This is a genomic window from Paenibacillus sp. GCM10027628, assembly GCF_042676385.1.
Classification (GTDB): domain Bacteria; phylum Bacillota; class Bacilli; order Paenibacillales; family NBRC-103111; genus Paenibacillus_E.
The window spans coordinates 16,529-38,434 of the sequence record NZ_JBHTHA010000012.1; the positions used below are offsets into that span (position 1 = coordinate 16,529).

General features: G+C 47.7%; 20 protein-coding genes. 13 read left to right on the forward strand and 7 right to left on the reverse strand.

Annotated features, from left to right (window positions below):
* Positions 1–109 precede the first annotated feature (109 nt).
* From ACFQZT_RS13305 to ACFQZT_RS13325, 5 genes are all read left to right on the forward strand, one after another.
* The gene (locus tag ACFQZT_RS13305) at positions 110–1,111 is read left to right on the forward strand and encodes an ABC transporter ATP-binding protein (protein ID WP_379300513.1); all 1,002 of its coding nucleotides are present in this window, start codon (positions 110–112) and stop codon (positions 1,109–1,111) included.
* Positions 1,108–1,911, forward strand: a complete 804-nt coding sequence (locus ACFQZT_RS13310; protein ID WP_379300515.1) for an ABC transporter permease — start codon at positions 1,108–1,110, stop codon at positions 1,909–1,911. The genes ACFQZT_RS13305 and ACFQZT_RS13310 overlap by 4 nt, the downstream gene beginning before the upstream one ends.
* Positions 1,895–2,689 (forward strand): ABC transporter permease, encoded by a 795-nt coding sequence (locus ACFQZT_RS13315; RefSeq protein WP_379300517.1) that lies wholly within the window; start codon positions 1,895–1,897, stop codon positions 2,687–2,689. Before ACFQZT_RS13310 ends, ACFQZT_RS13315 begins: the two co-directional genes overlap by 17 nt.
* Before the next feature lie 114 nt (positions 2,690–2,803).
* Positions 2,804–3,262 (forward strand): chemotaxis protein CheX, encoded by a 459-nt coding sequence (locus tag ACFQZT_RS13320; RefSeq protein WP_379300519.1) that lies wholly within the window; start codon positions 2,804–2,806, stop codon positions 3,260–3,262.
* Positions 3,263–3,572: 310 nt separating this feature from the next.
* The gene (locus ACFQZT_RS13325) at positions 3,573–4,349 is read left to right on the forward strand and encodes an SDR family NAD(P)-dependent oxidoreductase (RefSeq protein WP_379300521.1); all 777 of its coding nucleotides are present in this window, start codon (positions 3,573–3,575) and stop codon (positions 4,347–4,349) included.
* 60 nt (positions 4,350–4,409) lie between these two features.
* Here ACFQZT_RS13325 and ACFQZT_RS13330 read toward each other — a convergent pair whose 3' ends face one another.
* Positions 4,410–4,664, reverse strand: coding sequence for a DUF2573 family protein (locus ACFQZT_RS13330; protein WP_379300523.1), 255 nt, complete (start codon positions 4,662–4,664; stop codon positions 4,410–4,412).
* A 116-nt stretch (positions 4,665–4,780) separates the two neighbouring features.
* Here ACFQZT_RS13330 and ACFQZT_RS13335 point away from each other — a divergent pair, with 116 nt between their 5' ends.
* The 5 genes from ACFQZT_RS13335 (at position 4,781) to ACFQZT_RS13355 (ending at position 9,467) form a co-directional block, all read left to right on the forward strand.
* Complete coding sequence (locus tag ACFQZT_RS13335; RefSeq protein WP_379300525.1) at positions 4,781–5,596, forward strand: alpha/beta hydrolase family protein; 816 nt, start codon at positions 4,781–4,783, stop codon at positions 5,594–5,596.
* Positions 5,597–5,703: 107 nt separating this feature from the next.
* The gene (locus ACFQZT_RS13340) at positions 5,704–6,285 is read left to right on the forward strand and encodes an RNA polymerase sigma factor (protein ID WP_379300527.1); all 582 of its coding nucleotides are present in this window, start codon (positions 5,704–5,706) and stop codon (positions 6,283–6,285) included.
* Positions 6,278–6,664 (forward strand): hypothetical protein, encoded by a 387-nt coding sequence (locus ACFQZT_RS13345; protein ID WP_379300529.1) that lies wholly within the window; start codon positions 6,278–6,280, stop codon positions 6,662–6,664. Before ACFQZT_RS13340 ends, ACFQZT_RS13345 begins: the two co-directional genes overlap by 8 nt.
* Positions 6,665–7,425: 761 nt before the next feature.
* On the forward strand, positions 7,426–8,883 hold the full coding sequence (locus ACFQZT_RS13350; protein ID WP_379300531.1) for a DEAD/DEAH box helicase: 1,458 nt from the start codon (positions 7,426–7,428) through the stop codon (positions 8,881–8,883).
* A gap of 41 nt (positions 8,884–8,924) precedes the next feature.
* Positions 8,925–9,467 (forward strand): hypothetical protein, encoded by a 543-nt coding sequence (locus tag ACFQZT_RS13355; RefSeq protein WP_379300533.1) that lies wholly within the window; start codon positions 8,925–8,927, stop codon positions 9,465–9,467.
* A 216-nt stretch (positions 9,468–9,683) separates the two neighbouring features.
* Here ACFQZT_RS13355 and ACFQZT_RS13360 read toward each other — a convergent pair whose 3' ends face one another.
* The 5 genes from ACFQZT_RS13360 to ACFQZT_RS13380 all read right to left on the reverse strand — a co-directional run bounded on the left by ACFQZT_RS13360 (position 9,684) and on the right by ACFQZT_RS13380 (position 17,014).
* Positions 9,684–10,862 carry an MFS transporter gene (locus ACFQZT_RS13360; RefSeq protein ID WP_379300535.1) on the reverse strand — a complete coding sequence of 393 codons (1,179 nt, stop codon included), beginning with the start codon at positions 10,860–10,862 and terminating at the stop codon, positions 9,684–9,686.
* Positions 10,859–11,683: an HAD family hydrolase gene (locus tag ACFQZT_RS13365; protein ID WP_379300537.1), complete on the reverse strand. Its 825-nt coding sequence runs from the start codon at positions 11,681–11,683 to the stop codon at positions 10,859–10,861. The genes ACFQZT_RS13360 and ACFQZT_RS13365 overlap by 4 nt, the downstream gene beginning before the upstream one ends.
* Positions 11,676–12,452 (reverse strand): DeoR/GlpR family DNA-binding transcription regulator, encoded by a 777-nt coding sequence (locus tag ACFQZT_RS13370; RefSeq protein ID WP_379300539.1) that lies wholly within the window; start codon positions 12,450–12,452, stop codon positions 11,676–11,678. The genes ACFQZT_RS13365 and ACFQZT_RS13370 overlap by 8 nt, the downstream gene beginning before the upstream one ends.
* Positions 12,453–12,588: 136 nt before the next feature.
* Complete coding sequence (locus ACFQZT_RS13375; protein ID WP_379300541.1) at positions 12,589–15,681, reverse strand: efflux RND transporter permease subunit; 3,093 nt, start codon at positions 15,679–15,681, stop codon at positions 12,589–12,591.
* Positions 15,682–15,730: 49 nt separating this feature from the next.
* On the reverse strand, positions 15,731–17,014 hold the full coding sequence (locus ACFQZT_RS13380; RefSeq protein ID WP_379300543.1) for an efflux RND transporter periplasmic adaptor subunit: 1,284 nt from the start codon (positions 17,012–17,014) through the stop codon (positions 15,731–15,733).
* A 310-nt stretch (positions 17,015–17,324) separates the two neighbouring features.
* On the opposite strand from ACFQZT_RS13380, the gene ACFQZT_RS13385 reads away from it, so the two are divergent.
* Positions 17,325–17,903 carry a TetR/AcrR family transcriptional regulator gene (locus ACFQZT_RS13385; RefSeq protein WP_379300545.1) on the forward strand — a complete coding sequence of 193 codons (579 nt, stop codon included), beginning with the start codon at positions 17,325–17,327 and terminating at the stop codon, positions 17,901–17,903.
* 62 nt (positions 17,904–17,965) lie between these two features.
* Here ACFQZT_RS13385 and ACFQZT_RS13390 read toward each other — a convergent pair whose 3' ends face one another.
* On the reverse strand, positions 17,966–19,642 hold the full coding sequence (locus tag ACFQZT_RS13390; protein ID WP_379300547.1) for an FAD-dependent oxidoreductase: 1,677 nt from the start codon (positions 19,640–19,642) through the stop codon (positions 17,966–17,968).
* Positions 19,643–19,851: 209 nt separating this feature from the next.
* Between ACFQZT_RS13390 and ACFQZT_RS13395 the strand changes: the two genes are divergently transcribed.
* Both ACFQZT_RS13395 and ACFQZT_RS13400 read left to right on the forward strand, forming a co-directional pair.
* A complete protein-coding gene (locus ACFQZT_RS13395) occupies positions 19,852–21,261 on the forward strand; it encodes an S-layer homology domain-containing protein (protein ID WP_379300549.1) in 1,410 nt (469 codons plus the stop codon).
* 143 nt (positions 21,262–21,404) lie between these two features.
* On the forward strand, positions 21,405–21,683 hold the full coding sequence (locus ACFQZT_RS13400) for a hypothetical protein (RefSeq protein WP_379300551.1): 279 nt from the start codon (positions 21,405–21,407) through the stop codon (positions 21,681–21,683).
* The last annotated feature ends 223 nt before the right edge of the window (positions 21,684–21,906 follow it).

Consider the following 21,906-nt stretch of genomic DNA (forward strand, 5'->3'; position numbering starts at 1 on the left):
CATATCTTGTAGGCAGTATCTCCTATATGTTAATATTAACCAATTTATTAATTCTGAGCGCTAAGCGTTTTAAGGCATGCTGCGCATCTCATAAGAAGGAGTGCTGCGTATGACAGCCATTGAGGTCCATGGGTTAACGAAGTCTTTTCAAATCAAACAAAAGCAAGAAGGGTTTCGAGGCAGTCTGCGTTCTCTCTTCAGCCCAACCTATACGACAAAAGAAGCCGTTAAACCCATCGAATTTTCAGCAGAGCAAGGAGAAGTGCTGGCCTTTCTCGGGCCTAACGGAGCGGGCAAATCAACGACAATCAAGATGCTTACAGGCATTCTGCACCCAACATCAGGCAGCGCGAAAGTGCTTGGCTTTAACCCATGGAAGGAGAGGCAGCAGTTGGCCTTCCGCATCGGCTCCGTATTCGGCCAGAAGTCGCAGCTTTGGTATCATCTGCCGCCAACGGATACGTTTGAACTGATGAGCCGCATCTACGAGTTGAAGCGCAGCGATTATTTACAGCGGCGTGAAGAGCTGATCAGGCGGTTTGAGCTTCAGCCTTACTTGAATACGCCGGTACGCAAGCTATCTCTTGGGGAACGGATGCGCTGCGAGATCGCTTGTTCCTTATTGCATCGCCCTGGTCTGCTGTTTCTGGATGAACCGACGATCGGACTTGATGTCGTCGTCAAGCAAACGATTCGCGAGCTGATCCGCGATATGAACCGGGAAGAAGGCACAACGATATTTTTGACCTCGCACGATGCAGGCGATATTGAGCAGCTCTGCAGGCGTGCGATCGTAATTAATCATGGAGAGATCATCTTGGATGATGAAGTCACACGCATGAAGAAAGATTTCCTGACAGCCAAGACGATTCGTTTGCAGCTTGCGGAAGAAGTACACGAAATACCGCAGATTCCGCATGCGGATGTGCAATATACCGGCGGTCAGCAAATGACGGTTGTTATCGACACGTCGAAGGCAGCCATTGAAGAAGTGCTATCCAAACTGATGGAGGGAGTCCGAATTCTGGATTTGACCGTAGAGGATCCGCCCATGGAGCAAATTATCACTCATATTTATTCCCAGCAGAGGAAGGAGGCTCATTTGCCATGAGTATGTCTTTCAAGCTTGCGAAATATAGCGCAATTGGTCGCGTTACGCTTCGGAATCAGTTCGTTTATGTCATTGACTTCCTTGTGAAAACGATTTTCCTCGGACTTATTTTATATATTTTCACGCAACTATGGGGGACTACTTACCGTGGAGAAGGTACTTCGCTGATTAACGGTTACAGCTATAAGCAGATGATTTGGTACTTGATCTTTGCCGAATCGCTGGTCATGGCGTTCCCCAGTTTGACGACCAAAATTGAGCAAGAAGTGAAGAACGGCGATGTCGGGTACCGTCTGACTCGGCCCGTGAGCTATTTGCTTTTTCATTATGTCAGCTATCTGGGTGAAGTCTGGGTGCGATGGCCGATTAATTTGACTGTAGGAAGTTTGCTCGGTCTTCTCTTGCTTGGCTTTCCATCTTTTGGCTGGGGCTGGCTCGGATATCTCTTCATGGCTCTGGGAGGTATCACGATCCAATTTCTGATGAATATGATTTTAGCGCTCTGCGCCTTCTGGTTGGAAGAGACACGGGGTCTCGAGTTTGTGTATCATAAACTGCTTTTTACCGTCGGCGGGATGATGCTGCCACTGGAAATGTTCCCGGAGCCGCTGCAGCGCGTGTGCGCTTGGCTGCCATTTCAAGCAGTGCTTTATTTCGCTTCGAAAACAGCTGTACGCTTTGACGGGGACGCCTTGCTGCGGATGCTCGGCATTCAAGGTATATGGATTGTCATTCTTACAGTGGCTGTAACGGTTATGTATCGGAGAGGAGTGCGGAAACTGAATGTCAACGGCGGTTAATTTGCTTCGATTTGTTTGGACGTGCTGGAAGCTGAATCTGGCTGGCGCCATGGAGTTTCGTATGAGCTTCCTGATGACGGCGGGCATGATGATGCTGAATAACCTGGTTTGGATTTTTTTCTGGGGCTTATATTTCAATCGCTTCCCGGTTATTAATGGCTGGGAGCTGCGCGATGTTATGATGATGTGGGCTATCGGTGCCGGTGGCTACGGTTTATCGGCCGTCTTTTTTGGGAATGTCTACATGCTGGCTTCCCTGATCGCGAACGGACAACTGGATGCATATTTAGCCCAGCCCAAACCCGTTCTCCTTCACGTTCTCATCAGTCGGATGTCTATGACAGCTATTGGGGATGTGCTTTTTGGCCTATTGATCTTCGTTTATATCGGTGACTTTACGATCATTCATATCCTTAAATTCATAGCTTCATTAATTTTGAGCATGCTGATTTTCCTGTTTTTGAACCTCATTGTGCAGTGTTTGGCTTTTTATATCGGAAATGCTGAAGGGATAGCCGGGCAATTCTTTATTAGTACGGTTACGTTATCTACATATCCGACCGACATATTCCGCGGCGTTGCGCGCGTGCTTTTGTTCACAGCGATTCCGGCCGGTTTTATCAGCTATATGCCAATTGGCTTTATGCGCCATATGAACCCATGGTTCGCTGCGGGACTGATAATCGCGGTGTGCGTACTAAGTACTGTCGGTATCATTGTATTCAGAAGAGGGCTCCGACGGTATAGTTCCGGGAACATGATGAGCATGCGCATGTGAGCAGTTGGTACTATTGAGCCGAAAAAATGCAGTATACTTGTCCCGAAAAATTAGGTATAATGTTGGAAAAGGTCGTATTTTCTGCGGATTTTATTCACAAAGGAGATCGGAGCTATGAAGGCTGAGTACATTAACCCCTTTTTGGAGTCGGCTAGAATCGTCATCGAGCAGGTCGCTAACATTCGTCCTACGACAGGGCAGCTCGGCGTCAAAGACGTCAAATTTGTGGAAAAGTACATTTGGATTCAAATCGGTATGACCGGTCAAATGGAAGGCGACATTGTATTTGGTCTGGCAGAAGAGGTAGCGCTGAGAATGGTATCTGCCATGATGGGCGGTTTTACTGTGACGGAAATGGATGAAATGGGCCAGAGCGCCATCTCCGAACTCGGGAATATGATTAGCGGCAATGCAAGTACGATGCTGTTCAATCAGGGCGTTCGTGTCGACATTACACCTCCGAAGATCGTTCAGTCAGCTACAGCTGCAGGCTTTGTGCCAAAGAAGGCTCTTACGATTCCTTTAATTATGGATAGCATCGGCGAGCTGGATATTCAAGTTCTCATTACCTAGCAGGTGTTATTACAAGGCATATCGAATTATGGATGGAGTGCTGCTGAGAAGCGGCAGCTCCATTTTTTATAGTATAAGAAATTATGCGAATCACATTTCTGTGGATAACCGGGGGCTCCCCCAAAAGTAATGTCTAAACTCTTATCGAAGCAATTCGGAGATAGTTGACCGCATTAAATGGTGAGTTTAGACGCCGATTGAGCAAAGCTTGGGTGTGGACGGAATTTGCTTCAAAGGTTAAGGGTCACTTTTGGGGGACTTTGTTGCGGATTCTGTTGGATTATACGGCTTGACATAAGGAGAAATCACGGTGAATATTTCGGATAAAGTAGTACTGATTACCGGGGCATCCAGCGGCATTGGAGCCGTGATGGCGGAGCATTTTTCCGCCAAGGGAGCGATCCCGGTTCTTACCGCCCGGAGCACGGCGAAATTAGAAGAAATTGCTGCGGGCTTGCAAGGCCGACACGCTGTGTATCCACTCGATGTGACAAATACGGAGCAAGTAAATGCCGTCGTGACGCAGGTCATTGAGCGATTTGGGCGAATTGATATTCTGATCAACAATGCGGGCTATGGTATCTTTGAGTCTTTTGTAGACGCGCCTCTTGCAAATTTCGAAGAGATGATGGATGTCAACTACATGGGCTTGGTTCGCTGCACCAAGGCTGTGCTTCCGCACATGTTGAAAGCGGGAAGCGGGCATATTGTCAACATCGCTTCGATGGCGGGCAAAATCGGATCAGCCAAATCAACAGGCTATTCCGCAACCAAACATGCCGTGCTTGGCTTCACCAACAGCTTGCGTCAGGAAATGATGGGCTCAGGCGTATCGGTTACAGCCATTAATCCGGGCCCGATCTCGACCCCTTTCTTCGATAGAGCCGATCCAAGCGGCAATTATGTGAAAAATGTGTCGTGGTTCATGCTGAAACCTGAAAAGGTCGTGAAAGAGCTGATCCATGCGGTAGAAAGAAACATCCCTGAAAAAAATCTGCCTTTTGTTGCAGGTGCCGGCATTAAATTGTTTCATTTATTTCCCAGGGCGTTCGACAAGTTGGCTTATAAATTATTGAATAAAAAATGAGAAATCTTTGGAATAGCAAAGAGCGGGCCCCGGTCACATGGATGGGAGTCCCGCTTTTTCTCATGAATTCGTTTGGTTAGACTTAAGAGCTTGATTTAAATCGCGTACCTCTTCAAAAATGCGGCGCACTTCGGCTTTTCCGATTGGATGCGTTTGATTCCAATGGGAAGCTAATGCGGGAAGCGACTTATGAATGTGGTTATAAATGGCCCAGATTTTGATCTTCTCAATCATTTCCGGCGACGTGTCGCCCGTGATCAGTTCGGCGGTTTTTTCGAGCAATGCCTCGAATTCTTTTTCGAATTCTGTATTCATAGGATCATCCCTTCGGATGGAATATTAAAGAGTACGATAAGTGGATATTTCTTACCAGTCTAACGCAAGGTGCCACTACTGTCAAAATACCTTTTGCTAACTCTAAGGAGGTTTGCATGTCAACCGCGGGAACCATCATTGAAGACGGGCAATTATTGCAAAGGGAGCAGTTGCGCTGCTATGCCAAGCACGTTACGCTTTATTTGATCACTTACAGCAGCCAAGGTTTACGGGTAAAGGGTTATTTAGCCGTTCCCGAAGGAGATGCGCCAAGACCGGCTGTCATCTATTGCCGCGGCGGAATCCGCCGTGTCGGCATGGTCCGCAAACGCAGAATCGTATCGATGGCTCAGCGCGGATATGTCGTGTTTGCTCCTTTTTACCGTGGGAATGAAGGCGGGGAAGGTCGTGAGGACTTTGCCGGCGAGGACCGGTACGATTTGTTTCACGCGATTCCTATGGTTCAAGCGCTGGATGAAGTGCAGCCGGGGCCGGTGGCTTTAATCGGCTTCTCCCGGGGAGCCGTGATGGCGATGCTGGCGGCCAAAGAATGCAGCGGGGTCGGACCTGTTGTCGTTTGGAGCGGCGTCAGTGACATGTTCGATACGTATGAGCAGCGGGTCGATATGAGAAGGATGCTGAAACGGGTTGTCGGACATCCCAAGAAGCAGGCAGACGCTTATATTCAGCGTTCCCCAGCACATTGGGCCGAGCAAGTGAACTCGCCCATTTATATCATTCATGGAACCAAGGACACCCAGGTGGATATTGGACATTCCCGCAAACTGGCAGCGGCGTTAGAACGCGCGGGTAAAGATTACACCATGGCCTTATATGAAGGGCTGGATCATCGGTTTCCGAAAAAGGAAGATGAGAAAGCGCTGGATGCGGTATTCCAATGGTTGAAGGAAAAAACGGCGCTCATGCAGTAGGTAAGAAATTCCACTTTTTTTATGGATAATATTGTTTACTCTCCGCGAATGCCCTAATATAAAGTAGGAACAGAGATGGTTAGCGCTGGTTGTGGCGGGGGGCTTTTATGTCGAAGTATCTGATGCTGATTTTTACAGGTGACTTTTATTCGTTGGATAAAGACATTCAAGAGCAAGTCTACCAGGAGTTTTATTTACTTGTATACCCGATGATTTATTTTATATTGAGAGATCATGCAGCTGTTGAAGATATTATTCAGGAATCTTTTTTAAGAGCAGTCGGCAAGGCCCCCATGTTGAAAGAAATAGACAAGTATGAAAGCTGGCTGAAAAAGCTGACGCGAAACGTAACGCTGAATCATCTGCGCAAGCATAAGCGGAATCGGGAGGAGCTGGAATCCGAGCTCGGTCTTGTAACGAAGGAAGCTGCCCCTTCTGCGGAACATTTGGTCCCGCTTGAAAAAGAAGTGGAATTGAAGCTTATGCGTGAGGCGATTATTAAATACATCAATCAATTGAGCCCGTCTTACCGGCAAATCATTGCGATGAAATGGATACATAATTTGTCATACAAAGATATGGCCATTGAGCTCGGCGTCACTGAAGGCGTGATTAGGCAGCGATTGTTTCGTGCACGCGAAGCGATCAAGCAGAAGCTGCTTGAGGAGTGGGGAACGTTGCATGAGTGATAGAGAATGGGATGACAACCAGGAATGGGAGGAGCTGCTGAAACGGGCTGTAATTGGGCATTATGCCGATTCAGCAGCGGATGTGAACTACAATCCGAATTCGTGGCATACGATGAAGGAAAAGCTTGATCGTCAGCGAGCCAACGAGAAAAGGAAGTATGGGGCGCAATCATGGGGGATTGCGATCGCTTCATCCCTCCTCTTTATTTTTGTATTTGCGGGACCGGCCCAAATGGAATCCGTTCATCCATTCACTCGAATGATTCTGGACGTGAAACAGGATGTTGTCGTCTATCTGGAGAAATTCGAAAGAAATGAAAAGCATCAGATCAACCGAATGCAGGGCAAAGCTCATAAGTGCATGTCGCTTGGAAAGTAGCGCGTGTGATGCGCCAACTGCTGATAAGGACGAGCTGTAGCGTCCTTTTGGGGCGCTACAGCCGTGAAAAGCCGGTGGGCTTGTCAGTAAGGCCCGGAAAGGCCTTTACAGGCTCAGCCGCCGGCGCCTGCGGTGAAAGGACGAACTGTAGCGCCCTTTTGGGGAGCTACAGCCGTGAAATGTCGCTGGGCCTTGTTAGTAAGGCCCGGAAAGGCCTTTACAGCCTCCGCCGCCGGCGGCTGCGGTGAAAGGACGAGCTGTAGCGCCCTTTTGGGGAGCTACAGCCGTGAAATGTCGCTGGGCCTTGTTAGTAAGGCCCGGAAAGGCCTTTACAGCCTCCGCCGCCGGCGGCTGCGGTGAAAGGACGAGCTGTAGCGCCCTTTTGGGGAGCTACAGCCGTGAAATGTCGCTGGGCCTTGTTAGTAAGGCCCTAAAAGGCCTTTACAGCCGCCGCCGTCGGCCCCTTCCGCGNTAAAAGGCCTTTACAGCCGCCGCCGTCGGCCCCTTCCGCGGAAAGAACGAGTTGTAGCACCCTTTTGGGGCGCTACAGCCGTGTAAAGCCGCTGGGCCTCGTCTGTAAGGCCCGAAAAGGCCTTTACAGCCTCCACGCTCTAGCACCTACCGCGAAAAAACTGAACTAAGGCTGCCCTACGTCATGAAAATGGCTAAAGGTCAGCCTCTTTTTCCTTTACTGATTTGTATCGCTATACAGCGTGGCTTATAATTGAAAAAAAAGGTTTAAAGAAATGGGGTTTTCGGAAGTGAACGCAAGCTTTGAACAACTGCTGGTCGAGCAGTCTTATGTACATAAATTACACGCCATGGGCATTGAACAGCCAACGCCGATCCAAGAGGAAGCGATCCCTGCTCTGCTGCAAGGGAAAGATGCGATTATCCAATCGCAAACGGGAACCGGGAAGACACTCGCTTATTTACTGCCGGCTCTTCAGAAAATCGATCCGCAGCAAAAACAGCTGCAAGTATTAGTGCTAGTACCTACAAGAGAACTCGGTATGCAAATCATGCAGCAAATTGAGATGTTGACGGAAGGAAACGCCATTCGTTCGCAATCCCTGATCGGCGGTGCAGCGGTTGTCAGACAGGTGGAAAAGCTGAAGCTCCACCCTCATATCGCGGTTGGCACGCCGGGGCGCATCCTCGAGCTGATGAAAATGCGTAAACTGACCCTTCATCATGTGAAGCTGGCCATTGTCGATGAAGTCGATCAAGTATTCGAGCTGGGCTCTATGAATGAGGTCGAAGCCGTCCTCAAGGGAACACTGCGTTCCAGTCAAACCGTATTCGTATCGGCGACGATACCGGCCAGTATCGAGCAAACGGCTCAGAGATGGATGAAAGAACCGGTTATATTGAAAATCAATCCAAGTCAGCGTACGGCGGAAACGTTGGAGCATTGTTATTTTGTGTGTGACGAGAGAGATAAAATCGATACGCTGCGCAGATTAGTACGTCTAATTAATCCAGCTTCCGCGATCGTCTTCATTAATGCAACGGCTGATATCGCTGAGGTGGTCGGCAAGCTGCAATACGTAGGGCTTTCCGTTGAGGCCTTATATGGGGAAGCCGGCAAAACGGAGCGGGCTAAAGTCATGACCCATTTCCGCGATCGTAAGTTTCAACTGCTGCTAGCAACCGACATTGCAGCCAGAGGGCTTGATATTGAAGGCGTCACCCATGTCTTCCATCTGGATCCGGCCATGAACGCGGAGTATTATCTTCACCGCGTGGGGCGGACAGGACGGATGGGCCGCAAAGGGACGGCCATTTCCATTGTGACGCCGAAGGAGCTATTCATTCTCGATAAATTCGAGAAGCAGCTCGGCATCACGATCGCGCCGAAGGCGATGTACGAGGGCCGGATCGTCGACCCGTCCCAAGACCGCAGTGCGGCCGCCATGCGCGGCCGCCGTCAGGCTGCGCGCCCGGCGGGCGGCGCAGCACCCGCGCGCGGCCCTGCCGCGAGCGCGCGGGATGCCGCTGCGCCTGCGTCGGGCACGGCGCGCATCAGCGCCGCGGCCCCAGGCGCCCGCGGCGAGCGTAGCGGCGCTGCAGCGGCGAAGCCGGCAGCGCGCGTGAACACGGCCGCCGGCGGCAAGGCCGTGAGCCCAGCCGTTCGCAAGGCGGAGCGCGAGCGGGACCGCAAGAGCAAGGGCGCGCCGCGCTGGCTGAAGGCGAAGCAGCAGGGCAAGGAAGAGTAAACGTTCCGCTACATCATGGGAGATGGGGGGCGTCGTAGGCGTTGAAGAAGTTTTTTATATTCTTAATTGTATTGGCAGTGATTATTGCAGCTGTGCTTGCGGGGATCATTGCTTATGTAAAGCCCGCAGAAGCTTTGGACCTTGCATATAAGGAAGTACCTATAGGGAACAAAATCGTAGACATCATCAAGAATCGTAAGCTGGAAGTGGAACTGACCGAGCAAGACATCAACGATATCGTCAAAAAGCAGCTCACCGCGCATAAAACGCTCCCGAATGATGTTCAAATCGAAGGAGCCAAGCTCACGCTTCAGGGAACGTCGCTTGTGGCCGATGTGAACATACGATGGCGTGATCAAGTGCCGGTAGGCGCGAAATTGAACTTCATCTTGGCATGGAACAACCCCAATATCGAGATTCGCCATGTGAGCACGCAAATCAAGGGTATTAACCTGCCCGGTGAATGGCTTCAACTAGCTCCGATGGTCATCCCGCTCGAACAATATTTGCCGAAGCTTATTGGGGTGAAAGACGTCTTATTTGATGAAAAATCCGTTCATATTAACTTAAAACTTTTACGATAATCGTCGACTCCTTGATCATCGGCTTTTGGTGGATCATCACCATGTGCCGGTTCATAGGAGTTTTTTCATTTAAATGAGATAAACCTCTATCGAGGTCTTTCGAAGATGAGCGACCGCGTTTAGAGGTAGGTTTATTCGCCAATCAGAATGTTGTTCTACGCGCTTTAGCGCTGTAAAGAACTTAAACATTCTGATGTGGTAAAAAAAGACCCGCCGTTAGCCGGATCTTAAAGCTTGCACTTTCCATCGGTAAGAGTAAAAAATAATAGCAAGGGTCAAACACATGCCGCCTAAAATAAACCAAATGGATACACTGACATGAAGATGATCCATGCCCCAACCGACGGCCAAAGGCAGCACGGCGCCGCCAAGACCGCCTGACGCGATTAGCGTGCTTGTCGATTCCTCCGTGCGGCCCGGCAGCAGCTGATTGGCGTAAATCAGTGCGACGGCGAACATACCGGACATGAAAAGTCCGAGCAATAATACGATCACAAAGCTGCTCCAGATGGCTGTGCTGAACATCCATAGAAAGACGATAACCAGGCAAGCAGCGAAGGAGACGGTCAAATACCGGAAGTAGGTCATTTTTTCAGCGAGGACCCCGGCAAACATCCGTCCGATCACCATAGTCAGCCAATAGGCTGTCACTGACAAGGAAGAAACGGAGCTAGACGCATTCAGTTGATCGATAAAGATAGAAGGAAGAAAATTAACAATTGTGTTTTCCATCCCGCAGTAGACGAAGAACACGATCATAAAAAGGAAAAGAAAGGCCATCGAACTCTTGGTTAGTGCCGGAGGTTTTTCCGCCATTTGCGTACGATCTGCCCGGTGAGCCAGCAGCTCGTCGTGCTCGCCCAAGGAGAGCTTAGACCAAACGATACCCGTTGCCAACGCGCTGGTGCCAAGGACTAAGAAGGAGTATCTCCAAGCGCCTCCGGCAATCAACATGCTGGACACGAGCGGCATGACGAGAGCGCCTATGCCAAAGAACACCTCAAGTTTGCTGAACGCGACCGCCTGTTTATCTTTGGCTGCAATTAATACAAATGTACTGATACTGCTTTCAACGAGACCGAAGGAGAACCCGGCGAAGAAGGTTAGACTTACGGCAAGCGGCCATGGGGGGAGTAACACGATGGCAAACATCGCAATCCCCAGCAAGGCGAAGGCCGAAGTTATCGTGCTTCTGCGGCTCAAACGACGGATGAGAAAGGGCATGCTGAGCACCCCGAGCAGGAAACCGCCGAATTGCATAAATACGAGAAGACCTCCATCGCTATAGCTCCGGCCGTAGAAGTTTAGTAATTCGGGTAAGATGGCGCCGAAAATAACGTGCGTACTGCCCGTCAATAAGTACGACAAGCAGCCCATAATGAGCAGCCGTCTCATAAGCCGGGACTTCCTTTTCCTTGCAAAGAACGCTTCTCGTTATAGGTGAACACATGCCCGATAGCCTCAGCAACAGATTCAACGTGATAAGAAGCTTTGCGCTTAACATCAGGGTGTGCGCCTTTCATGGCGAAGCTGTGCGGCGTAACGCCGAACATCGATACATCGTTAAAAGAATCTCCGACACACGCCACTTCATCAGGCTGTAAGCCAAGTTTTTCAAGTAAAACAAGCAAGGAGCTGCCCTTTGAAACGTGGCGCGGCATAATATCGAGACAATCGGTATCCGAGATGAACATCTCTAATTGATCACTTAATGTATCTTCCATTAAAGTTTTTACTTGCAGAAGCGTCTCCAATTTTCCGAAAAGAGAAAATTTACTGGCCGGAAGTTCGCTTCGAAGTAGATGTTCCGCATCTTCTCTTACAATAAAGGGCTCAAACATTCTTGACTCAATCTTATCGGATGCCGGGGATACGCTGGCAATATAATTGCCATCTATGGAGCATATCAGTTTCACAAGTCTAAAGCCGTGCAGCAGTTGATATACCTGATGTGCCAATTCCGGATCAAATAGCTTGGATTGCAAAAGCGTACCGTCATTCCAATGAATGAAGGCGCCATTTTGAGATAAGGAATAGCCCTGGTGTCCTATTTCCGTCATGACTTTTTGGAGTTCTACATGCGTTCTCCCTGATGCCAAGCATAGCTGGATGCCGGCATCTTTTACTTTGGCAAGAGCTTTCGTCTCTCTTGGACTTACCTTCTTGCTATGGTCCAACAACGTTCCGTCCAGATCGCTTACAATAAGTTTAATCATTCAGAGCTTCCCCTTCCGCTAATACAATTTCGACTTCGCAAGCCAGTAATTTTTCCTTAATCTCCGGACTCAGTGCCTGATCCGTAACGAGAATATCAATGCGCTCGAAGCCGACAACGCGATGAAAAAGTCTTCGACCGAATTTGGAATGGTCAGCAAGAACGATAACCTGGTCAGCATGCTGCATCATTGCCCGGACTAAATAAGTATCCTCTTCGTTCGGAGCGGATAAGCCTTCCTCTGTAATCCCGCACGTTCCGATAAACAATTTGTCGACATGATAGTCTTTTAACATTTCGATCGCTTTGGCCCCATAAACGCTATGATGCTTGTTATCGAGCACACCGCCGAGCATGTGAATGGTGGTATCTTCTTTGCGCGCCAATATGGCTGCAATCTCAATGGAGCTGGTGACGACAACATTATGCTTCGCATTCATTGCTGTAGCAGCGTGAAGCACTGTGGTCGAAGAATCCATCATTAAGTAATCGCCATCTTGAATAAGCGATGCTGCAGTTTTGCCGATGGTCAACTTGGAGGAAGGTTCCGCTTGCAGCCGCTCATCGTAGTTTCCGACCTCTTTGGAGAGAGTTGGCAAAATCGCTCCGCCGCGAGTTCGAATAATACGGCCTTGCTCCTCCAGCTTCACCATGTCGCGTCTTGCCGTGTCACGGGAAACGTCATAGAGCTCACAAATGAGATCGACTGAAATTCGCTTATGTGATTTTAAGTAATTAACGATAGCGATAAGTCGTTCTTCTTGAAACAAAGGATTTACGCTCCTTTCACTTAAGTGATTGTAAGTTTTGTTAAGTATTGAACTTATTATATGCGCGATTATTAAAAGTTTCAACATAAAAGAAAAAGGACAAGCCGCTTACGGCTTTGTCCTTTTTCCTGCAGCCTTACATTTCAACTGTCACTTGGTGCTGGTTTCGTTTGCTTGAACGGTTATCCCTCCACATTGCGAGCCGCAGGTAGAAGGAAGGAACGACAATCAGCGTAAGCAAAGTGGAGAAAATCAGACCTGAAATAATAACGACGGCCATAGGTCGCCATAGGCTGCCCCCCATAATTGCCATGGGCAGCAAGCCGCTAATTGCTGTAGCCGAGGTCATGAGAATAGGGCGAAGCCGCGCTCGTCCGGATTCAGCGATGGCGTCTTGAAGTCCCATGCCGTTATGTCTGGCGTGCTCGATAAATTCGATCAACACAATCCCGTTACGCACGACGATCCCCGCCAAGCTGACGAAACCCATGAGTGCCATGAACCCAATGGGGGCTCCGGTAACGAATAAACCGATCAACGCGCCGCCCATTGCCAGATAAACGGTCATCATCACAAGAAACGGGATGGATAAGGAATAGAACTGAATCGCGATAATAATGAAAATAAGGAAGAAAACAACGATGGAAAGCTTGCCGATTGAAGTAAACGCATCGTTACGGTCTGCGTTCTCACCGGCGTATTCGAATGTGTAAGAGCCTGGTTTGGGCAGCTGTTTTACTTTATTTTGCAGCTCGGTGACAATATCTGCGGGCAATCGTCCGTCCGTATATGCTCTAACCGTGATCGTCCTCACCAGATTATGGTGCTGAATGGAGTTGATCATGCGGTTAGGTTCTGCACTGATAAATTGTTTGATAGGAAACAGCTCACCGGTTTGCGATGGAACGAGCAAATCTTCGATAGCCTGCATCGAGGCCGCTCTGTTCGTTGTGTTGTAGAGAGTAATGGGTATGATCTCGTTACCTAGCTGAAGCTTAGAAGCTTCAACTCCATCGGTGGCAAGCCGTGCTGTCGCGGACAAGTCTTTCTCGCTTACGCCGTAAAAACGCGCTTTATCTGAATCGAGTTGAAGATCCATTGTATACATTTCCGCGCCTACATCGTCGGAGACGTTGGCTGTGCCTGGAATGCCTTTTAAAATCGTTTGCACCTGCTTGGAAAGTGCACTTAGTTCAGTTAATTCCGGACCACTGATCCGAACGGCAATCGGTGCCCCGACCGGAGGCCCTTGCTCCAACTCTCTGGGTAAAAGCTCAATGTCCGGGTACATGATCTTAAGCTGCTGGCGCCAGCTGGACACGAGTTCGCCGGTATGTACTTTGGACTCGTCGATTTTGACGAACAATTGGCCAATTCTTGTGCCTGTAGAGGCGGTTTCCGCATAATAATACTTGGGTGTTGTTCTTCCGGCATAGGCGGATACGAAACGGACCCCCTCTTGGCGCTCAGCCCAAGCTGATAAGCTTTTCATCATATCGGAAGTTTGAGTGAAACTGCTGCTGACCGGCATTTTTACGTCGAGCAAAAAATCGTCCCGTTCTGCGCTGGGAAAATATTGAACGCCCAACAAGGGCAGCAGTCCGTAGCTGGATGTACCAATAACAAGCCCCACCATACCGGTTAATAATGGTTTTTTTAGAAAACGGCGAATGAGCTTTTCATAAGACTCACTAAGCTGCCACAAGGGCCCGCCAAGAAGTCCAGGCTGCTTCTTTCGCGCGTTGGACCCCTTGCGAAGATTACGCTCGCTGGTCCATTTCCGGAAAATCGGAACAATGGTCAGGGACATGGCCATAGAGGCTGCTAACGTCAAGCTAACAACGACAGGAATCGGGCGGATAAAGTCGCCGATATTGCCTTTCAAGAAAAACAGCGGAAAAAAAGCGGCGGCGGTCGCAATTGTAGCGGTAAGAATAGAAATGGCTACGTCTTGGCTGCCTTTTAACGATGCATCTAGAGGCGTATCTCCGAGCGATAGCCTGCGTTCGATATTATCGTTGACGACGATTGCGTCATCAACAAGAATCCCCAGCACGATGACGAGTGCGACGATGGAGATCTGGTTCAAGTCGATCGACGTGGTGCCAATCGGGATAAAGCCAAGCGCGATGGATACCGGGATCGCAAGGGCCACCATGATCGACGTGCCGATCGTGAGTCCCAGAGCGCAGACGAAAAGAACGGCGACCATCCCAATGATCATTTCCCGGGTCAGGTCATTAAATAGCTTAGTAACACTTTCCTTTTGTGTGAAAAGCGACTCCATCTTCACTGTAGCAGGAAGCCCAGCCTGCAATTCGGCTACTTTCGCGTCGATCCGTTTTTGCAGGGAAGGAATATCTTGGCCCTTTGCCGGGTAAATGACGATATCTGCTGCCGTCTTGCCGTTATGGAACACTTGCTCTTCTGTCTTTTTCGTACTTATTTTGACATTGGCGACATCTTGAATTTTAATCGGAGTTCCCTGTCCGGCGGGGCGGTAGACGACCGTATCCGCAATATCGCTGGCGGATTGCCATTCGCCGGTCAATTGGACGTAAGCGTCGCGATTATTGACGTTTACGTTCCCGATCGGGGAGCGGTCGTGAGCGCTCGATAAAGCCTGCATGACAGATGACCATGGGAGGCGAAGAGCTTCGAGCTTCTCGTTATTCAGAATTACCTTTACTTCTTGGTCGGGAATCCCTACGATTGCGACGTCGCTGACACCGGCAACGGTACGCAGCTGATCCTTCCAAAGCTTGGTTATAGGGCGCAGCGACTCCAGATTTTCCAGACTATCTTGGATTAAGTGGATAATTTGAGCCGCTGTCTTGGCTAAATCGTCATCCACTTCGGGCTGGTGGGCTTCGGCAGGTAATTTATCCATTGCCGTTTGCACCTTTTGCCTTAACGTATCCCAAGATTGCTTGTTGTCAATCCCCGGCTCCATCTCCACGGTAATCATGGACACGTTTGTTGAAGAAGTCGAATCGATTTTCTTGATATGCTCCATTTCTCGAATTTTCTCTTCCAGAGGCTTGGTGACGAGCTGTTCTACCTTTTCAGGCGAGGCTCCTGGATAGATCGTTTTGACGGTCGCGATGGAGATGGTAATCTCGGGATTTTCCCGTTGGCTTAATGACATGAAGCTGGAGATACCCACCAGCACGAAAATGACAAAGAATAGAATGGTAATTTTTTGATATTTCATCAGCTTGGCAATCAAGCGGATTCATCCTCCTCTTGTAAAACCGATCTGCATGCAGATAGCACGTTTATTCAGCCGGATTCACTTTCTCCAAGTTCTGAAGCTGATATTGACCTGAGACGATCAACGTATCGCCTGCTTGGAGTCCTTCTAAAATTTCAAAAGCGGATTCGTTGCTGCGTCCGAGCTTAACCATTCTCTTCTCTGCATGATCTCCATTTACGATGAATACGTATGGCTCACCATTTTCGCGAAGAATACTTTCAGCCGGTATAGCGACTACTTGCTGCTGTCCTCTGTCGGCCAATATGAATTGAACGCGCATTCCGGATTTTAAACGGCCATCGTCATTGGCAGCTTCTAATTCCAGGGTGTAAGTTTTGGTTTGGGCGTTCGCCACGTTTGCTAAATATGTAACTTTGCCTTGGAGTTTATCAGCTGATCCCGTTAGGTTGAAGGGAACGATTTGTTTACCTTGCACGAACGGTAAATCAGCCTCTGTTACCTCCGCGCGGATTTTAATCGGATTTTGCCGCTGCACGATACCGACTTTTTGTCCACGCGGGAGCGTCATCCCTTCCTCAATCGGCATGTCGGTTAGGATTCCGGCCGTTGGCGATTTGACATCAAAATTGGAGATGTTGGAATCCACATCCTGCAGATCAATTTGATTGGCCTTGAGCTGGTATTGAATGGAGGAGAGCGGGTTGCTATTTTTCAAGGTATCGAGCTTTTGCTGCAGATTCTGAAGCGTACGCTGTGCGTTTCCCACTTGGGATTCGGCCGCTTCTTTCTGCTGCTTCGTCGCGTCGCCGGACGTGTAATCGTTCATGATCCTGTTATATTGTTTGGTTATGTCGTCCAGCGCTTGTTTGGCCGTAGCGATATTATTCGTCAACTCCTGAATGCTATCGTTTAAATCCTGTTTGGCCTTGGCTAATTGTTCCTCGAGGCTAGCTTGGGCGTAGAGCAGCTTTTGCTTCTGACGCATGATGTCTTTTTTATCAAGCTCGATAATCACGTCGTCTTTTTGTACGGATTCTCCGCGTTTTTTCAATACGTTCAGGACATCGCCATCGACTTTCAAGACAACGTTCATCTCCAGTGATGGAATAACATCGGCCGTAAGTTTCTTGGCGCCGTCCCAAGTCTGCATGGCCACCTTAGCCGTTTTCACCGGTTTTACGGTTTGATCCAAAGTCTGTCCGCTTGCGGAAGCGGGAGACTTGCTAGTTGAACAGCCGGTTAGGGCAATTGCCGTACAAATAAGAAGAACACCTGCTTTTTTCGAAAAAGCATTTTCAGGTCTCCGGAATAGATCGAATATGGTTTGTTTTGGCCAATATGGCATGAACCCTTTACACTCCTTCTCTGAAGCTGCACATCAAATGATGAGCGGCATGAAAATTATTAGCTGAATGTCAGACTCCGTTTACATTTCAGTTATAGCAAAACAATGACCCGTGGTCAAGAAAATTTTAGACCGCCAGTCATTTGGTTATTTGCTATTGAATTTAAGTGTAATTGCAATCTTTTTGTGGGTTTTATTGAAAAAATAAGATTTACATTTTGTAATAATGAACTAGTGGTCATAATTGACGTTGATCTAAGCAATCGTTTTGATTATACTTTGATCAAGACCTGTAAACGGAGTTGAGAGCATGAACCGCGAAGAGAAGAAGCGTGCTACGAGGCAGAACATCATTGACTGTGCGCTTGAAATGTTTGCAGAGCAAGGCTATGAAGCGACTACCGTCCACCAAATAACGGAACGCGCCGGCGTTGCGAAAGGAACTTTTTTTAACTATTTTGAAAATAAAGAGGAAGTTCTTTGCGACGTACAAATATTTATTGCAACGGAAGAGATATCTAAACTTCAATTTAAACAAGGACCGATTATCCCGCTTATGAGGGAAGTGCTCATGGAGATGCTGCGGCGGCTTCCTTTCAATAGACCCTTAATTTTAGCGATATTTCAATGTACGTTCGCGAACAAGAAAATATTGGAATCAGAAAAAGTCAAAGTTGATGAATTCAAGCAAGTGTTGATACCCATCATTGAAGCTGCTCAAGTGCGTGGCGAGATCAGTAAGATGATGCCCCCCGAAATGATTGCAGACTTGGCTGTTCAGAATTACCTTGGTACGATGCTTTATTGGGGGATGGGTCATGGAGACGAGAAGCTTTCCAATCAGATGGCGCTCAGTTTTGAATTATTTTTTAGAGGACTTGTACCCTAAAAAAAGACCGTCCAGTTGCTTCCAAAAGAAGCGGCTGCACGGTCTTTTCATTGTGTCTTTCATTATTTTGCGGGTGTTTTTACGGGTAATTTTTCGGGTACTTTTTTGCGCGTATTGACGTAATTCGGATACGTAATTTCACCGGCATCCAGCTTCCTGATTTCCTCGTCATTCCAGCCGCTGATTTTATTCGTGCCAGTAACGCCAGTGAGTTTAATGTGATAACGATCGGCCAAATACTGCTGAAGCTGAGCCATTTCCTCGGGCTGTACGTCTCTGATTCGTTGCTTGCCATGCAACTGTCCCAGGATGATACCGATCGATTCCGCGGCCAAACTTGTATTAGGTTGAATTCTTGTACTGCCATAGGCGATTGCTGAGGACCCAACATTTTTTCCGGCTGCTATTACGTTATCATAATTTTTAAGCAAAAAACTGCGCAGCGGCATTCCATATTTATCCGGTCTGCCCATCTCAATTCCCCACTTATTAGCACTCGTGCCCTGCAAATCAAGCGGATAGCCGCCAATGCTCACATTATCCCAAAACATTCGGCCGGATAGCAGGTCCGATGGCTTTAGCACATAGTCCATTTCATAATGGTTGTACTCCCGAATGTAAGGATACGTGGGCAGATCGCCTAATTCAGCATGCTCCCACCCGGGCAATACTTTGCGGAAATAATTCAGGATCAATGGCGTTTCTTTATTGCCTAGCGTAACGGCTTCTTGTACAGAAGCGGGGTTAGCAGGGTCTACGGTATAAACGAGCAAAGCGTTAATCAGAACTTCCCCGTCGCGTTGATTCACAGCATTCAAGCCTCTAAGAAAAACGCGGTCATTGGAAGGGGTATAGCCTTTGGTCATGCCGCTGAGTCCAATGGCGAAGCTGTCGCTGACATAGCCGCCGCCAAACTGCTTCTTTTTTTCTTCCGGCTTCAATTTATTAAATACGGTATTGAATTTCTTCCAATCGACATTCTTGAACTTCATCATCATACCGGCGCTCATGTATTCAATATTTTTCTGTCCATAGAACGCTTCCAGACCGGGAAGGCGCTTCACATTCAACCGGCTAATCAATGCAGCGTAATCGCTGTTGTCTACATAATAGGAGGCTGAAATCTTCTTTTTCTCATGCTGCCCATTGGTGTAGGTTATGGATGCGATCTTATGCAAATTATCAGGCGTGTTCGTTTGTTCGACCTCGTTAATTTCAATACCTGACTCCACTGGGATATCTTTAATTAAGTTATTCATATAAGTAGTAAACTCAGGCAGCTTACGGATTTTTGCGTTTCTGAAGCCATCAAACAGTTCTTTCACTCTACCTTGAACGAGCAATTTGCCTTGATCATCTCTTGTTTCGTCCAGGAAAAGCATCTGACTTTGTAGAATCTGACCGCCGAATTCTGCTCGGGGATCTAAAATTGTAACTTTTAAGCCCTCATCAGCAGCTGCTCTTGCCAAGTAAAGCCCTTCGAGTTCACTCCCGATGAGTACAACATCCATATGTTCAGCTGGAAGTGAGTTCGCGCTCTTGGTTACTGTCTCGCCCGGCTGCTCAGAAGGAGTCAAGCTGCTAATGGGAGAGTCCGGATGGGTCAATGAATGGGGCTCTCCGGATGGCTCGCTTTTATTTTGCTGCATCCAAGTTTTGCCTAAAGCAAAGGCTGATACCAGGATGAGCAGAATGGCAAGGGCAATGATGAGCTGAACTTTTGTGCTAAGTAAACGCATGCGTGAGCTCCTTTGGTTCATAGTAAGTACTCCCTTAAGTCTATCAGTTTCGACCCCCTTTTAATAGACGGTCGAAGTTGTTTTTCAATGTTTTTATCATGCACCCCCACAAACAAATTCAACCGGGCGAATTGTTGTAGCATAACCAGGAACCCTTCGCGAAGGCTCCATTTTAAAAATTGAATTTATGTACAAGGAGAGGGAACTTGATGAAGAAGCAATTAATGAAAAAGGTTGTAGCAACGAGTCTCGCACTTACTATGGTAATGGGAGGCGGAACTGCAGCATTCGCTAAAAATGGTCATGGCCATGATCGAGATGACGATGATTTCAAAGGGAAGGCTGAAATAAATAACAATATCCAAATCAACTTGAATTTCAACGATATGAAAAGTGCGCAATGGGCACTGCGTTACATAGCGAGCTTAGCTTCCAAACGCGTATTTGAAGGATACGAGGATGGATCGTTCAAGCCTGACAACAGCGTTTCCCGCATTGAAGCTATTACTGCCGCGGTTCGTCTGATGGGACTGCGCGATAAAGCGGAATCTACTGCAGAAATGCAAACAAAGCTGAATTTCAAAGATGCGGATAAAGTTCCATCCTGGGCAGTAGGCTATGTGGCTGTCGCACTGGAGAACGATTTATTCACGGAAAGTGATGACACCGTTCAGCCACAGCAGGCTGCAGATCGCCTTTGGGCAACGAATCTTTTGGTAAAAGCATTGAAATTAGATGCTGAAGCTAAAACAAAAATGAATACAACCCTTTCTTTTAAAGACGCTGGTAAAATCCCGGCAGGTTCTGTAGGCTATGTGGCAGAAGCGGTCGAAAAGAAATTGGTTGATGGTTTCGAGGACAACACTTTTAGACCTAACCAATCGGTAACACGCGCTCAACTTGCTGCATTGTTGGATCGCACAGGTGACCAACTGCCTGGTCAAGATCAAAACTCTAGCACTGGAACTGTGAACGCACTAGTTAATAATAATGTATTGTCCCTTACTCAATCAGGTGTAACTACTCAGTACAATCTTCACCCAGATGCATTTATTCTGCGCAATGGCGTAAAAGTAAGTGCTTCCGCTCTGCAAGTTGGAGATGAAGTCAAAGTTCGCACTTATAACAATACTGTCGTTTTCGTTGAAGTAACTAAATTAGCTCAACAAACTAACGTTACAAGTGGAACGATCAGCACGGCTGTATACAATAATACTTTCACATTGACAAACAACGGCACTTCTTATCAATATACACTTAGCCCAACCGTGATTGTTTACCGTAATGGCGCGCAAGTAGCTGCTTCTGCTCTTCAAGCAGGTGATGTAGTGAATATCCGTACTACGGGAAATCAAGTGTATTACATTGAAGTGACGCAATTAGCGCAAGTTAACCAAACATTCGATGTCATCGGCGTATTAAATAGCACTACGCTTAACGCACAAGGTAAAATTGCTACGATCTCCATTACTCAAAATGTCAATGGAAGCAATCAAACTTCAATTTATAATGTTTCTGCGGATGTGGCGCTTACTGGCAACCTGAACGCTTTCACTCAAGGACATCTGGTTGAAGTGAAAGGCCAAAATCAAATTGTTTCTTCTATTGATGTGAAGTAAATAATTGATTTAGAGATGAAAAAGGTTAGAGTCATACAACTAGCTCCTGCTGTTAACAGTAGGGGCTGTTGCTATTTAGCGCTGCATATAATTTCAGCTCCTGAGGCAAACTGATTTTTAGCATTGGAAGGAGAGTGGATAGGGTGGAAGAAACACTTATTCAAACATTCAAAAGATATTACGCCGATTACCGAGCTGCCGTCGATGTTGACCAAAGCTTCACAGATGCCTACCAGGCGATCGCTTATCATGTTATTGAGCAAACAGGGCAGCTTGCGCAAGAAGGGAACCTGGATGGCATTCAAAACTTAGTGCGCGAGTTTAACGAAATCCAGCTATCTGTAGGCGGAAGCAACGATTCGGTAAAGGAACGTTTCGAGCAGGAACTCGTTGAAAACATGCTGGATCGAGTATCCCATTAATTTCTATGAAAAAGAAGGTTGCATTATTCAATTCAGCATGCTATATTAGTTTTCCGGCCGAAAACGAGCTGAAAACTTTATGAAGAATAAAAAATAAAGCTTGCAATCGACTGGGTGAATGTGATATATTAGATTTCGCTGTCGCAGAAAAGCTTCGGCGAAAACGAAAGAAATTGTTCTTTGAAAACTGAACAACGAGTGAAGAAGCAAGTCGAGCAATCGA

Coding starts and splice junctions, on each gene's coding strand:
- ACFQZT_RS13305 (WP_379300513.1), top strand. CDS start 110: ATGACAGCCATTGAGGTCCATGGGTTAACGAAGTCTTTTCAAATCAAA.
- ACFQZT_RS13320 (WP_379300519.1), top strand. CDS start 2,804: ATGAAGGCTGAGTACATTAACCCCTTTTTGGAGTCGGCTAGAATCGTC.
- ACFQZT_RS13335 (WP_379300525.1), top strand. CDS start 4,781: ATGTCAACCGCGGGAACCATCATTGAAGACGGGCAATTATTGCAAAGG.
- ACFQZT_RS13315 (WP_379300517.1), top strand. CDS start 1,895: ATGTCAACGGCGGTTAATTTGCTTCGATTTGTTTGGACGTGCTGGAAG.
- ACFQZT_RS13360 (WP_379300535.1), bottom strand. CDS start 10,862: ATGAGACGGCTGCTCATTATGGGCTGCTTGTCGTACTTATTGACGGGC.
- ACFQZT_RS13395 (WP_379300549.1), top strand. CDS start 19,852: ATGAAGAAGCAATTAATGAAAAAGGTTGTAGCAACGAGTCTCGCACTT.
- ACFQZT_RS13340 (WP_379300527.1), top strand. CDS start 5,704: ATGTCGAAGTATCTGATGCTGATTTTTACAGGTGACTTTTATTCGTTG.
- ACFQZT_RS13330 (WP_379300523.1), bottom strand. CDS start 4,664: ATGAATACAGAATTCGAAAAAGAATTCGAGGCATTGCTCGAAAAAACC.
- ACFQZT_RS13380 (WP_379300543.1), bottom strand. CDS start 17,014: ATGCCATATTGGCCAAAACAAACCATATTCGATCTATTCCGGAGACCT.
- ACFQZT_RS13385 (WP_379300545.1), top strand. CDS start 17,325: ATGAACCGCGAAGAGAAGAAGCGTGCTACGAGGCAGAACATCATTGAC.
- ACFQZT_RS13345 (WP_379300529.1), top strand. CDS start 6,278: ATGAGTGATAGAGAATGGGATGACAACCAGGAATGGGAGGAGCTGCTG.
- ACFQZT_RS13365 (WP_379300537.1), bottom strand. CDS start 11,683: ATGATTAAACTTATTGTAAGCGATCTGGACGGAACGTTGTTGGACCAT.
- ACFQZT_RS13310 (WP_379300515.1), top strand. CDS start 1,108: ATGAGTATGTCTTTCAAGCTTGCGAAATATAGCGCAATTGGTCGCGTT.
- ACFQZT_RS13390 (WP_379300547.1), bottom strand. CDS start 19,642: ATGCGTTTACTTAGCACAAAAGTTCAGCTCATCATTGCCCTTGCCATT.